Origin of the sequence: Gemella massiliensis, assembly GCF_900120125.1 — a bacterium.
In the GTDB taxonomy this organism is placed as follows: domain Bacteria; phylum Bacillota; class Bacilli; order Staphylococcales; family Gemellaceae; genus Gemella; species Gemella massiliensis.
The window spans coordinates 278,416-293,030 of record NZ_LT635546.1; the positions used below are offsets into that span (position 1 = coordinate 278,416).

The 14,615-nt window shown below is 29.1% G+C and carries 13 protein-coding genes and 1 other annotated feature; all 13 genes read left to right on the forward strand.

Features of this window, described 5'->3' with window-relative positions; genetic code table 11:
* Nucleotides 1–909 carry a YihY/virulence factor BrkB family protein gene (locus tag BQ7358_RS06365; protein WP_062174745.1) on the forward strand — a complete coding sequence of 303 codons (909 nt, stop codon included), beginning with the start codon at nucleotides 1–3 and terminating at the stop codon, nucleotides 907–909.
* Nucleotides 910–1,062: 153 nt separating this feature from the next.
* Nucleotides 1,063–2,109 carry a PTS sugar transporter subunit IIC gene (locus tag BQ7358_RS06370; protein ID WP_062173739.1) on the forward strand — a complete coding sequence of 349 codons (1,047 nt, stop codon included), beginning with the start codon at nucleotides 1,063–1,065 and terminating at the stop codon, nucleotides 2,107–2,109.
* 281 nt (nucleotides 2,110–2,390) lie between these two features.
* Nucleotides 2,391–3,323 carry a ketopantoate reductase family protein gene (locus BQ7358_RS06375; protein ID WP_062173738.1) on the forward strand — a complete coding sequence of 311 codons (933 nt, stop codon included), beginning with the start codon at nucleotides 2,391–2,393 and terminating at the stop codon, nucleotides 3,321–3,323.
* Between the two features lie 214 nt (nucleotides 3,324–3,537).
* On the forward strand, nucleotides 3,538–3,897 hold the full coding sequence (locus tag BQ7358_RS06380) for an Asp23/Gls24 family envelope stress response protein (protein WP_062173736.1): 360 nt from the start codon (nucleotides 3,538–3,540) through the stop codon (nucleotides 3,895–3,897).
* Nucleotides 3,898–3,908: 11 nt separating this feature from the next.
* The gene (locus BQ7358_RS06385; RefSeq protein ID WP_062173734.1) at nucleotides 3,909–5,555 is read left to right on the forward strand and encodes a DAK2 domain-containing protein; all 1,647 of its coding nucleotides are present in this window, start codon (nucleotides 3,909–3,911) and stop codon (nucleotides 5,553–5,555) included.
* A 92-nt stretch (nucleotides 5,556–5,647) separates the two neighbouring features.
* Nucleotides 5,648–6,181, forward strand: a complete 534-nt coding sequence (locus BQ7358_RS06390; RefSeq protein WP_062173732.1) for a CvpA family protein — start codon at nucleotides 5,648–5,650, stop codon at nucleotides 6,179–6,181.
* A 522-nt stretch (nucleotides 6,182–6,703) separates the two neighbouring features.
* Nucleotides 6,704–9,043: an endonuclease MutS2 gene (locus tag BQ7358_RS06395; protein WP_062173730.1), complete on the forward strand. Its 2,340-nt coding sequence runs from the start codon at nucleotides 6,704–6,706 to the stop codon at nucleotides 9,041–9,043.
* Nucleotides 9,044–9,180: 137 nt separating this feature from the next.
* Nucleotides 9,181–9,870: an energy-coupling factor transporter transmembrane component T gene (locus BQ7358_RS06400; protein WP_062173728.1), complete on the forward strand. Its 690-nt coding sequence runs from the start codon at nucleotides 9,181–9,183 to the stop codon at nucleotides 9,868–9,870.
* Nucleotides 9,857–11,260, forward strand: coding sequence for an ABC transporter ATP-binding protein (locus BQ7358_RS06405; RefSeq protein ID WP_062173726.1), 1,404 nt, complete (start codon nucleotides 9,857–9,859; stop codon nucleotides 11,258–11,260). Before BQ7358_RS06400 ends, BQ7358_RS06405 begins: the two co-directional genes overlap by 14 nt.
* Before the next feature lie 12 nt (nucleotides 11,261–11,272).
* Complete coding sequence (locus BQ7358_RS06410; protein WP_062173723.1) at nucleotides 11,273–11,857, forward strand: MptD family putative ECF transporter S component; 585 nt, start codon at nucleotides 11,273–11,275, stop codon at nucleotides 11,855–11,857.
* A gap of 46 nt (nucleotides 11,858–11,903) precedes the next feature.
* Nucleotides 11,904–12,100: a binding site (T-box leader), on the forward strand.
* Between the two features lie 208 nt (nucleotides 12,101–12,308).
* Nucleotides 12,309–13,130 carry a transporter substrate-binding domain-containing protein gene (locus BQ7358_RS06415; RefSeq protein WP_072520380.1) on the forward strand — a complete coding sequence of 274 codons (822 nt, stop codon included), beginning with the start codon at nucleotides 12,309–12,311 and terminating at the stop codon, nucleotides 13,128–13,130.
* 18 nt (nucleotides 13,131–13,148) lie between these two features.
* A complete protein-coding gene (locus BQ7358_RS06420; protein ID WP_062173718.1) occupies nucleotides 13,149–13,790 on the forward strand; it encodes an amino acid ABC transporter permease in 642 nt (213 codons plus the stop codon).
* A 12-nt stretch (nucleotides 13,791–13,802) separates the two neighbouring features.
* Nucleotides 13,803–14,519 carry an amino acid ABC transporter ATP-binding protein gene (locus BQ7358_RS06425; RefSeq protein WP_174222374.1) on the forward strand — a complete coding sequence of 239 codons (717 nt, stop codon included), beginning with the start codon at nucleotides 13,803–13,805 and terminating at the stop codon, nucleotides 14,517–14,519.
* The last annotated feature ends 96 nt before the right edge of the window (nucleotides 14,520–14,615 follow it).

Below are 14,615 nucleotides of genomic sequence, written 5' to 3' on the forward strand. Positions count from 1 at the left end.
ATGTTCATACCGGAGAAAAATTATTCCTTTTATGAGGAAAATCCTAAGGGAAAGTTAACTTTTAAAAAATTTGTAAAAGAGATGTATTATAGAATAATGTACGATGAAATATCAATTCTATCATCAAATTTGAGTTATTATTTCATTCTTTCGTTGTTCCCTATGCTTTTAGTCGCATTAGCGCTAACTCCATACTTCAAAATAGATCAACAGTTTTTATTAGAAAAAATACAAACCTTTGCTCCAGGAGATTTAGGAAATTATTTATTTAGCATAATCAGTGAAGTATTAAATAATAAAAGTAACAACACAATTCTAACATTTGGTATTATTTTTACTTTATGGTCTGCTTCTAACGGAATTTATGGTATTATTATAGCATTTAATAATGCTTTCAGAGTGAGAGATGAACGTGTTTGGATTGTTACCAAAATTATTAGTATAATATTTACAATATTATTTTTAGTAGGAATGTTTTTAGTATTAACTCTTGTTGTTTTTGGGAAACAATTAACATGGTTATTATTCCATAAGCTACATTTTGATGAGGGTTTTTCTAATTTATGGACATATCTTACATACAGCTTTCCTATGCTATTTACGTTTATAGTATTTGTGTTTATATATATATTAGGACCTAATGTTAAGGTAAGAGTTATTAGTATATTCCCCGGAGCAATATTCTCAACTATATCTTGGACACTGGTTAGTAGATTGTTCGGTTATTACATTGATCATTTTTCCAGTTATATAAAAACATATGGTACCATTGGTGGACTAATGGCATTTATTCTTTGGCTTTATATAACGGGATATATATTAATACTTGGTGCAGAGATAAATGCAATATTACATAATTATAAGGTAGAACATCGAGTTTTTGAAGAAACTCACACGAAAGCTAAATAAAATATAATAGTATATTTTAAAAAAATAATTATATCTTATAGTGTACAAAGAATATTTTTAAGAAAAATTAACGAAATTTTCAAAAAAATGTTTACTTTTATTTTATTCTATATTATTATAGTGTAATAATAATTTAAAAATAGGAGGATGTGTATGCAAAAACAACGTGTGAAAGATTTTCTTAATATTATTTTAAATGGAACAGCACTTGGGATAGTTGTGGGTTTAATACCTAATGCGGTATTGAGTACACTGTTTAAGTATTTAGGAGCACATTTTGCACCGAATGTGTTTACAACATTAACACAAGCAATGTATTTATTCCAATTTGGAGTTCCGGTATTGGTTGGAATGATTATCGGGCAAATGTTAAACTTTAAAGCAATAGAGTCAGCGGTATTGGGATCAACTGTTTTAGCAGCCAGCGGTTCATTAACTTTTAATGCTACGGCAAAGGCATGGACAGGTGTGCCGATGGGTGATTTATTTAATGTTATGTTAATTGCTGCGATCGGTGCATTGATTATTAAGTTAGTAAAAGATAAATTTGGTACATTGACAATTATTTTACTACCAATAGTAGGAGGATTAGTTGCCGCTTTTGGATTAGTTACATTACCATATATGAAAAGTCTAACAAATTTTCTAGCGACTATTGTTTTTAAATTTACAACTTTGCAACCTGTATTAATGTGTATATTGATTGCGATGGCGTTTTCATTTATGATTGTTACTCCGGTTTCAACTGTTGCTATGGGAATTATTTTATTTTCTAATGAAAACTTTATCGGTGCGGGAGCGGCGACACTTGGTGTATTATCTGCAGCAGCCGTTCTTTCAATCGGGACATTTAGAGCCAAAAATAAAGGTGTCAGTCTTGCAATTATTTTAGGAGCAATAAAATTAATGATGCCGAACTGTGCAAGGAAGCCACAATTATTTTTAACTATATTGACTACCTCCGCTATTACCGGCTTGGCAGGATATTTACTTAATATTTTAGGAAATAAAGATAGTGCAGGATTTGGTATTATCGGGTTAATTGGACCTACAAAAGCCAGTGAATTAGGGAGTACATTATTAGGGGTTATTTTAGCGTTTTTTGTAATTCCGTTTACAGTCGCATTTATAGCAGATAGATTATATTCAGATGTACTAAAATTATATAAAACTGATGCGTATAAAACAGATAATTTATAATGACTTATGACCTATAAGTTAAAAATTTAATAGAATTACTTATTGATAGTTGAACACAACGGCTATTGAGTAAAAATTAGCTTTAAAGAACTTTTTCAAATTTAATGAATTATGAGGGGGTGACTTAACAAAAATGATTTTTAATGAAATCATGATTTTTGAGTCGCTCCTCTTTTTACTAATTTTTCCACATTCTTAAACGTTTACAAAAGTTGACAAAACAGGAAGATAAAGTTAGAATTATAGAAAATAATAAATTATTAAGTAGAGGAGATATGGCTATGAAAATTTTATTTGCGGGTGCAGGGGCACTGGGAACAAGATTTGGATATATGTTATTTAAAAATGGAGAAGATGTTACATTTATTGATTCTTGGCAAGAACATATTGATACTATTAAAAAACATGGATTAAAAGTAATAATTGATGATAAAGAATTAGGTAACTGTGATATACCGATTTATAAACCGGAAGAAGCGAAGGGGAAATATGACGTTGTATTTGTTGCTACAAAATCTATGCAGTTGAAAAGTATGTTAAATAAGGTTAAACATTTAATACATGAAGATACAAAAATAATTTGTATATTAAATGGATTAGGGCATGTAGATACTTTAAAAGAATTTGTAAAAGAAGAAAATATTCTTATCGGTGTTACCGTCTGGACAAGCGGGTTAGGAGGACCGGGTATATTAAAAGCGTATGGAACCGGAAAAACAGAAATTAAGCAAGTGAAAGAAGATAATTTAGATAAGACGTTGAAACTAATTGAAAAATTAAATGAATCCGGATTGAATATGAATTATTCAGCAGATACATATCAATCTATTTGGCATAAAGCAGGGTTGAATTGTGTTTTGAATACATATTGTACTTTAATAGATTGCAATATTAATGAATATGGAAGTTACGAAAAGCATTTAGATTTAACGAGAGCGGTATTAAATGAGGTAACTGCAGTTGGGCGTGCAGAAGGAATAAATGTAAATCAAGAAGTTATTGAGAAAAATATAGAGAATTGTTTTGATCCTCGAACAGCAGGGCTTCATTATCCATCATTATATCAAGATATGAAGAATGGGAGATTAACTGAAATTGATTATTTAAATGGTGCAATTTCTAAACTTGGTAAAAAACATAATATTCCTACACCGGTATGTGATGTTATAACACTTATGATTCATTCAAAAGAGCATATCGGAGGAAATAAATAAGATTTCTATAAATATTAGTATAAATAAGAAAATTTTATTTTATTAATCTATAAAATTTTGAATATAAAATAATTATATAAAATTGTTTTAACAAAGGGGTTAGCTAAGGTCACTGAAATAGAAATTGTCAATGTTTTACTTGTATTTTTTTTACAAAAAAGGTATAATAACTCTTATGTTTCAATTTGTCTATTTTTGATAGGAGGAAAAGAATATGTCAATAGAAATTAATAATGAATTGGGAGCTGTATCGATTAGCGATGATGTTGTTTCATCAGTAGCAGGTGGGACAGCTGTGAGTTGTTACGGTATTATTGGTATGGCTAGTAAAAACCAAGTAAAAGATGGAATTATTGAAATTTTAGGAAAAGAAAACTATTCAAAAGGAATAGTGGTAAAAAGAGAAGATGAAAAATTAGTAATCGACTTATATATTATTGTAATGTATGGAACAAAAATTTCAGAAATAGCAAGTAATGTTCAATCATCAGTAAAATACCAAATAGAAAAAACACTAGGTGTCAAAGTAGATTCAGTAAATATCTATATTCAAGGCATTAAGGTTAATAAATAGGAGGATTAACAGTGGAAAAAATCAATGGTCTTATTTTTGCTAAAATGATTGATTTGGGTTCAAGAAATTTGGCAAAAAATGCGGAAAGAATTAATTCATTAAATGTATTTCCGGTACCGGATGGAGATACAGGAACCAATATGAATCTTTCTATGTCATCGGGAGCAAAAGAAACGGCTTCTAATGTTGTGGAAAATATTGGAGAACTTGGAAAATCTTTTTCAAAGGGCTTACTAATGGGGGCTCGTGGTAATTCCGGTGTTATTCTTTCTCAATTATTTAGAGGTATGTCACAATATATTGCAGATAAGGCTGAGATTGATGCTAAAGAATTTGCTAATGCCATTCAAAATGGAGTAAGTATTGCATATAAAGCAATTATTAAACCGGTGGAAGGTACTATTTTAACAGTTGCACGTGAGGCGGCTGCGGTAGGAATGAAGACTGCAGAATCAACAGATTCAGTAATAGAAGTAATGGAAGCAATTTATAAAGAGGCTCAAGAATCATTAAAAAGAACACCGGAGTTATTACCGATATTAAAAGAAGTTGGTGTTGTAGACTCAGGCGGACAAGGTCTTGTTTGTGTATATCAAGGCTTTGTTGCAGCCTTAAAGAACGAAGAAATTGACGGACTTGATGAAGTTGAAATAAATATTGTTGATATGCAATTTGAAGATAATCATGATATGGACTTTATGAGTCCTGAAGATATTGTATATGGTTTTTGCACAGAATTTACAGTGCGTCTTGATAAGAACAAAAAAGAATTTAATGAAGAAAAATTTAGAGAAGATATGAGCAAGTTTGGTGATTCATTACTTGTAATTTCGGACAATGAATATGTTAAAATTCATGTTCATACAGAAACTCCCGGTGATGTGTTTAATTATGGTCAACAGTATGGTGAATTAATCAAAATTAAATCAGATAATATGCGTGAACAACACAGAGAGGTGTTAAGAAAACAAGAAGAGAAACAAGAAACACCTAAGGAAAGAAAAAATCAAGCGATGATTTCTGTTTCCATGGGAGCGGGATTAAGTAAAGTGTTATCTTCTATGGGCGTTGATTATATTGTAGAAGGTGGGCAAACAATGAACCCGTCTACTGAGGATATTATGAAAGCCATAAGAGAAGTAAATGCGGATAATATTTATATCTTCCCTAATAATAAGAATATTCAGTTAGCTGCTAAACAAGCGGCTGAATTGGCGGAAGAAAATGTCTTTGTAATTGAAAGTAAAACCGCCCCACAAGGTGTAGCTGCTGTAATGGCATTTAATTCGGTATTATCACCGGAGGAAAATTATGCAAATATGCAAAATGTTTTAACAACTGTAAAAACTTTAGAAGTAACTTATGCTGTTAGAGATACAAATATAGAAGGTATAGAAATTAAAAAAGGCGAATATATGGGTATTAAAAATGGTAAAATTGTTGTTTCAGATTTGTCATTAAATGCAGCATTAGCAAAACTATTGGAGATGTCAATTGATGAAGATAGCGAGATAGTAACACTATACTTAGGAGAAGAAAGTACGGAAGAATGTACGGATTTCTTAGAACAACTTCTCGAAGAAAAATATCCTGATGTTGAGATAGAATTAGTTGAATCCGGTCAACCGGTATATCCATATATTATCGGTGTTGAATAGAAATAAAAAGTAGCATATATCTAAATCAGGTTATGCTACTTTTAAAGTTAGTCGTATATAATAAAACAAAAATAGTATGAAAGGATGTTTTTATGGTTGATATAATAGTAGGGTTATTATTAGTAGCTGGACTTTATATGGGATATAAGCGTGGTCTTATTGTTCAACTATTTTATTTAGGGACTATAGTAATAGGGTATATTGTTTCAATGTTTTTTAGCCCCCGTTTAGCATTTTTATTTACAGATCTAATTCCTATACCAACAGATGTTACTCAAGGGCTGGAAGGTGTATATAAAGGATTAAATATACCGTCAGCATACTACAGAATAGTTTCATTTATTGTGATATTTATATTAATTAAAATAATTATACAAATATTGGCTTCGATTTTAGGGGTAATAAGAAAATTACCTTTAATCAAAACAACAGATAGATTATTAGGAGCAATATTGGGATTTTTAGAAATTTATTTGGTAGTTTTCTTAATATTATATCTTGTAACTGTTTTACCGACACCGGAATGGAAAACAGCAATATTTACAAATTCAACATTACCTGAATATATATTAGAAAATACACCAATATTATCAAAAAGTTTAATTAGTTTATTCTTTAACAAATAATATTAAAACGGCAATAATCATAAATGGTTATTGCTTTTTTAATATAAAATATATAAAACAGTAAAAAGTATGATATAATATTTTTATTGAATTATTGGGGAAAATGTGATGATGGAACTTTCTAAAACATTACTTCAAGATAAAGTATAGGGATAGTTGAAAATAGTTACTTGTTGGTTTAAAGTGTTTAGAAAGAATTTATACTAAATATTTTTAATGAAATACATTATTTCAAAAATATTTACAGAAACTACATCTTAAAATAATAATATTTAAGTGAAAAGGTAACAACTTTAAATTTTATGGAATAGAAATATTATAGATTTTTTTAAAAAAAGGGAGGTATATAAAAATTTCAGATGGAAAGATTCAAAATAGAAATAAAAGAAGTAAGTGTTAGAGAAATTGATGTGATTGCGGATAATACAGTATAAAAATGAAAATATAGTGTTAGAGAGTTAAGATTATATCTATACAGAATTTATTGTTAATAGTACGAAATGTTAAGGAGTGTGTAGTAATTTGAATAAGAACACAAAACGCAAACTAAACTTGGATTTAGTATTGCAAGATATTGATAAATACTGTTATTCAGAAATGTCATTAGAAAAAATACAGCAATTAGAATATATATCAGATTATAACAAGTTAGTAGAAGTTCATAAAGAGAACGAAGAGGCTTATGATTTGTTACGTAAGTATCCTAACGAATTCAGATTGAAAATTTATAATTATACGAACAGTATAAAAAAAGCAAAGATTGACAGTATTTTATCGGAAAAAGAATTATTTTATATATTAAGAAATATAATAGTGTATGATAGATTTACTAAACGTTTTCTATTTATCAAAGAACAAGAACGTAAACAATATGGTAGTTTAATGAAATACATAGAAAAAATGGATAATTTTGAAGATACTGAACGTTATTTAGATCGAATAATTGATGAAGACGGTTATATAAAACCTGACGCCTCATTGGAGTTGAAAAATATTAAAGTTAACATAATGCGCTTAAAAAATAAAAGTGATCAAGTGTTGAAAAATATTATTCGTTCTAATGGAAAAAAACTTACAGAAGCTATTGTAACAAAACGTAATGATAGGGATGTTATTTTAGTAAAACCGGAGCATAAAAACGACTTTGGCGGTATTATTCACGATGAATCTGCATCGGGAAATACTTTTTACGTAGAACCTCGTGAAAATGTAGAAATTAATAATGAAATAGGAATTTTGCATCGAAAGGAAAAAGAAGAGATACTACGTATTTTAAAAGAAGCGACTGAAATAATTAAATCAAGAGCAAATGAATTAACTAATTCATTATGGAATTTTTCACAAGTTGAATTTATTTTTTCAAAAATGAATTTTTGTGTTAAAAAAGGATTTAACAAACAAAATATTGTAAAGAATCAAGAAATAATTTTAAAAAAAGCGTATAACCCATTAATAGACGCTAATAATGTGGTGAAAAATGATGTAATAATGGATAATAGCGGGAACTCACTAATAATTACCGGACCAAATACCGGAGGGAAAACGGTAATCTTAAAAACGGTAGGTTTATGTATTTACTTATCACATTTAGGTTTTTATATTCCGGCTTTAGAAGAATCAACTGTTGGTTTTTTTGAACATTTATTTGTTGATATTGGAGATGAGCAATCTATAGAAAATAATTTATCAACATTTTCTTCGCATATGACTAATATTATTAGCATACTGGAAAACACAAACAGTAAAACAGTGGTGCTTCTTGATGAATTATGTTCAGGAACAGATCCCAGTGAGGGTGCCGTTTTATCCATTGCATTACTAGATAAATTTAAAACATTAAGAGCAACCTTGTTATGTACGACACACTATCCGGAAATAAAAAATTATTGTTTTGAGTCAGAATATTATAAAAATTCATCTATGGAATTTGATTTTGAAAAACTAAAACCGACATATAGATTTATTATCGGATTACCGGGGAAATCAAACGCTATTAATATTTCTGCTAAGCTGGGTTTAGATACGAAAGTGATAGAGAAAGCGACAACTTTATTGGAAGAAAATACAAAAGAAAATAATTTATTTATTGATAAACTTTCAGAAAGCATAAGAGAATATGATTATAAGTTAGAATATATTAATAAAACTGTCAAAGAAATAGATGAAATAAAGAATATACTTAGTGAAAATTTAGAGAAATATAATGAATATAAGGAAAGTTTATATAATGAATTAAGTATTGAATTAAACAAAGAAATTGATAAGAAAAAAGAAAAGATTCTTGAAATTTATAAACAGTTTAAAGATAATACTGATATAAGGCAACATGAAGTAAATGATGTATTGCATAATATGGACGATTCTAAAAACAATATTAAACTTCAAAAACAATTGGTAGATAAACCGCAGTTTAATAATAGTGAAATTCAGGTAGGAGATGACGTGCTTGTTCTTGGTTATAATCAACGTGCCACTGTTCTTGGAATAAATGGTAATATTTTACAAATTAAAATGGGATCAATGAAACTTAATATTAAGAGAAAAGAAGTCAGAAAAATTGATAGTGAACCGGAGGAAGTAAGACGATATGTCAGTACAAGTAATGTTAGTTCGAAAAAAGTCGGTATAGAGATTAATGTTATTGGGAAAAATACCGAAGAGGCTATACGTGAAATTGAAGATTATATGGATAAAGTTATACTTCAAGGATATGATACTTTTACGATTATCCATGGATTAGGTTCCGGTATTCTTAGAAAAAATATAGCAGAATATTTAAAAAATAATCGATATGTAGAAAGTTTTAGAAGCGGCGGACAAAACGAGGGCGGTTTGGGTGCAACTATCGTAGACATGAAATAAATACAATATTGAAGAAAATAGTGAGATATACAGTAAATCGTATATTTTACTATTTTCTTTAATAAACCATTGACATTGATAATGATTATTGATATTATATATTTAATTAGATTGCAGTATTAGGAAAGGAGGATGTTATGACAAAATTAAATCCATTAACGCTTGTTATTTTAAATTTAATATTTCCGGTTATTATATTTCTAGGAAAGGGTTTACTTTACGAAGGAATCTGTTTAGGACTTGCAGTATTTGTTTTACTTATTTATCGCCGCTATAAACAAGCTTTAAAATTTTTAATTGCTTATATTATATTTTCTGTGTTAGCATATCTTATTGCTATTAGTAATATGGCATTACTTGCTAATTTGTTCGGAACGCTGGTTTATATTTTCCTGCGAATGATTCCGGTAGCAATGATTTCTTATATTTTAGTTAGTGCCGTTAAAAGTAATGAATTATTATCATCGTTTGAACAAATTCGTCTTCCTAAAAAATTAATGTTGAGTGTTACCGTTACGCTTAGATTTTTTCCAACATATAAAACAGAAATAAAGATGATAAGGGAGTCATTGAAAATGAGAAATATTATTCTTACACCTAAAGAACCTCTCAAATATTTAGAATATTGGATAGTTCCGGTTCTCATGAGAATGAATTTAATTGCAGAGGAAATGACGGCAACGGCGATGACTAAAGGGGTCGAGTCACCGTATAAAAGAACATCATTTTATAATGTTAAAATGAGGACATTTGACTATATATTTTTAGTTATTATTCTTTTAATATTTATATTTTTATTAGGAGGAGCGAACAGTGTTAGAATTTAATGATGTTTCATTCACTTATAAGAACTCTAAGGAAAAAGTATTGAAGAATGTAAGTTTTTTTGTAGAACAGGGTGAATGTGTTTTATTAACCGGAGTATCCGGAAGTGGGAAATCGACTGTGGTTCATCTAATAAATGGGCTTATTCCAACTTTATATGAAGGCGAAGTAACCGGTGAAATATTATTTAATAAAGAAAATATAAGTGAAAAAAAATCTTTTGATATAGCAAAAGAAATTGGTTATGTCAGCCAAGATCCTAGAGGACATTTTTTTACAACAAATACAACAAGTGAGTTGGTGTTTGCTATGGAAAATTATGGGATGACTTTGGAAAAAATGCACGAAAGATACGAAGAAATAAAAGAATTATTAGAATTGGATAGTATACTTGATAAAAATATTTTTTATATTTCAAGTGGAGAACGCCAAAAAATTGCGATAGGTTGTAGCCTGTGTTTAGAACCTAAAATGATAATTTTGGACGAACCGTCTTCTAATCTGGATTTCTATACAACTAAGAAACTGACATCTTTAATACAAAAGTTAAAGATAGCAGGATATACGATAATTATAGCTGAACATAGAGTTCATTACTTAAAAGATTTAGTAGATAAAGTTTTACTGGTGAATGAAGGAAAAGTATCTGAAAAAAAAATTTACGATTTAGTAAACAATAAGGAGATACCACTCCGAAGCCTTGATGTGTTTAATTTAGGAATTTATAATAAAAAAGAAGTTACTTCATCTGAGTTGATAGCTAAGATGAAAGATATAAATTATAAAAATATTTTAAATAATATAAACTTGGAAATATTTAAAGGAGATATTATAGGTTTAATCGGAAAAAACGGGGTAGGAAAAACAACATTGCTAAGATTGTTCACGAAGATAATAACTTCAGACAGTGGAGAAATAATAAAAGATTCTAATCCGTTTCTAGTTATGCAGGATATGGATTATCAGTTTTTTACAGAATCTGTTGAAAGTGAGATAAAGTTTGGTAATGACGGAGCTGAAATACAAAGAATTGATACATTATTAAATAGTTTATCTCTTGATAAATTAAAAGAAAAAATTCCATTTGAACTTTCAGGAGGGCAAAAACAAAGATTACTTATTGCAATAGCTGCGTTGTCTAATGTTGATCTTTTAATGTTTGATGAGCCGACTAGCGGTTTGGATTTTGTAAATATGAATAAGGTAAGCGAAATATTAAAAGGAATATCTAAGAACAGTTCTTTAATAATTGCCACTCACGATGTCGAATTCTTGTATAGAACTTGTAATAGAGTAGTATATATTGAAGAGGGGAAAATAAATAAAGATTTTTATTTAACGGAAGAAAATAAAGAAATTGTAAAAGATATATTTTTAAATATGAAAGGATAGGTGAAAATAAAAATGAAATTAAAAACAAAAGATTATATATTTTTGGGAATGACTACAGTTTTATCAATAGTTGTATATGTAATTGCAATGATGATATCTAGTATGTTTGGAGCGTTTGGACATAGTGTATCACCGGGAGTGTGGGGGCTTTTAGCCGGAACAATTTTTGTTTATCTTTGTTATAATTATAACAAATTCGGAATATTTACGGTATTTATTATTATACACATGATTATCTTCTCTTTAATGGGGGGAGCTTATATTCCTTGGCTTATTTCGTCAATATCAGCGGCATTTTTAGCAGATGTTATTTTAAAAGTAATGGGACATGCTAATGTAATTGCCCAATGTTTGGCACTTAGTCTTATAAATATAGGATTTGCTTGTGGTGCATGGATTCCTATTATATTTTTTGCCGATTCATATAAAAGTGATTGGGTAAAACGAGGGCAAACTGCTGAAGCTATGGATGCAAGTATAAAATACGGTTCAGGACACTGGATGATTATAGGAGCAGTTGTTATTATAGCTTTAAGTAGTTTGGGTGTACTAATAGGACGAAAAATTTTGAAAAAATATCAAAAAAATCAAAAATAATACTTGACAATTATTTTTTTAGGGTGTAAAATGATTATCAAATAAAACAAAGCCTTGGAAAAGAATAGTAATTTAGTAAGAAATTTTTAGCGAGTTAACGTTGGTGAAAGGTTAGCAATTACTCTGAATGAACGTACTTTTTTGGTGATTATGAAAATAATTGGTTACTCTGCCTTAAAGAGTTCGAGTGGGTATATTAAATACCAAAAAAAGTGGCAACGCGGAATTTGATTCGTCTTTTTACAATTTACATAAATTGTAAAAAGACTTTTTTATTTAGCTTGCACATAAGTTTATATAATACCATGGATTATATAAACGGGTGATTAATATATCAAAAAGAGTGGCACCGCGTAAATTCGTCTCTTTGTGATTAGATAAAACTAATTGCAAAGAGATTTTTTAATTACTAATTACAACTTTTTCAAAAAATATTTAAGGAGATAAGATGATGAAAAAATTATTATTATTTATAACAGCACTAATGACAATAATCACGTTAACAGCGTGTTCAAAAAGTAATTCAAAAACAAAAGTAACAGAAATAAAAGACAAAGGGAAAATAGTTCTCGGTGTATCACCGGATTATCCGCCTTATGAATTTTTAACAACAGAAAATGGTCAGAAAAAGGTTGTAGGTGCGGACATCTATTTAGCTCAAGAAGTTGCTAAAAAATTAGGAGTTGAAGTAGAAATTCAAGAGATGGCTTTTGATTCGTTAATTGCAGCTCTTAATGCAAATAAAGTGGATATGGTTATTTCGGGTGTTAATCCAACAGATGAAAGAAAAAAAGCGGTTGACTTTTCCGATATTTATTATACAAGTAAAGGAATATTTGTTGTAAATAAAGATAGTGAAGAAATAAAATCTAGTGATGATTTAAAAAATAAAAAAGTTGGAGTTCAAAAAGGGTCAACTTATGAAACTTATGTTAAAGAACAATTAAAACTTGATGATAAAAATATTCAAGCATTAACAGATGTTCCAAGCTTACTACAAGATTTAAAAAATAAAAAAATTGATGTGGTTTTAATACCGGACGATGTAGCAAAAATTGCGATGAATAAATATAGTGATATTAAAATCAGTACATTTGCAGCGGAAAACGATCCGGAAGCAACCGGTATGGCAATAGCTTTTAAAAAAGGAAATGATAACAGTAATAAAGAATTATTAGAACAGGTAAATGCAGTTATAAAAGAAATACAGGCTAAAAAACTATTTGAGCAGGAGCTTGATAAATATGCGAAAATAGCTGCTAAAAGCGAATAGAAAGAGGTAAAAAGATAAATGTTTGATTTTCTCCCAAATTACTACACAACATATTTAGAGGCAACGGTAACAACATTAAAAGTTTCACTTATTGCATTATTAATAGGGTTAATACTAGGAGTTTTAGTTTGCTTAGCTAAAATAAGTACAATAAAGATATTAAATATTTTGGCCGGCATTTATGTAGAGGTTATTAGAAATACGCCGATACTGGTGCAAATTATGATTATTTATTTTGCACTACCGGAAGTTGGGGTGTCATTTACACCGTTTATGTCAGCAATTATTGCCCTATCAATTAATTCGGGAGCGTATGTTAGTGAAATATTCCGTTCAGGGATAGTTGCTATTGATAAAGGACAAATGGAAGCCGGACGTTCTCTGGGGTTAAGTTACTTTCAAACGATGAAACTTATCATTTTGCCGCAAGCATTTAAAAATAGTTTGCCGGCACTTGGGAATGAATTTATTTCTCTTGTTAAAGAATCGTCAATAGTATATTTTGTTGGTGTAGCTGATATAATGTTTACGGCTAACACTGTAAAAAATGCAACTTACCAAACGTTTGGACCGTATTTAGTGGCTGCGGCAATATATTTTATAATTACTTCAGTGCTATCACTATTGGTAAAACGTTTGGAAAAAAAATTAGCAAAGTAGGTGAATAAATTGTTGTTGGAAATAAGAAACTTACATAAAAAATTTGGTAAAGAAGAAGTTTTAAAAGGTGTAAATATTAATGTGGAAAAAGGGGAGAAAATTGTAATATTAGGTTCAAGCGGTAGTGGGAAAAGTACGGCACTTCGTTGTATAAATTTATTAGAGAAACCTTCAGCAGGGGAAATAAAGTTTAACGGTAAAGATATTACAAAACAAAATATTAATGAATATAGAAAAAAAGTGGGAATGGTATTTCAAAATTTTAATTTATTTCCCAATATGAACGTATTAGAAAATATAATACTTGCTCCAAAAACTTTTGGTATAGATAAAAAAGAAAACCTTGAAAAAAAGGCATTGGAATTATTAAACAGGGTAGGTTTAAAAGATAAAAAATCCGCTTATCCAAACAGTTTGTCAGGTGGGCAAAAGCAACGTGTGGCAATAGCACGTGCTTTGGCAAATTCTCCGGAAGTTTTGTTGTTTGACGAACCGACAAGTGCATTAGATCCGGAGATGGTTAAAGAAGTTCTTGATGTTATTAAAGAATTATCTGAAGATGGATTAACAATGGTAATTGTTACTCATGAAATGAATTTTGCAAAAGAGGTAGCCGATAAAATAATTTTCATGGATAATGGGATAGCTCTTGAAGAAGGAACACCATCAGAAATTTTTGATAATCCTAAACAAGACAGAACAAAAGAATTTTTCTCAAAAATATTATAAAATTAAATAGTGTGCAAAGTAGCTGATTTATTGTTAAAAATATTTTAATAATAAATCAGCTTAATTTTATGTATAAATATATTTTAGAAGTTCTTA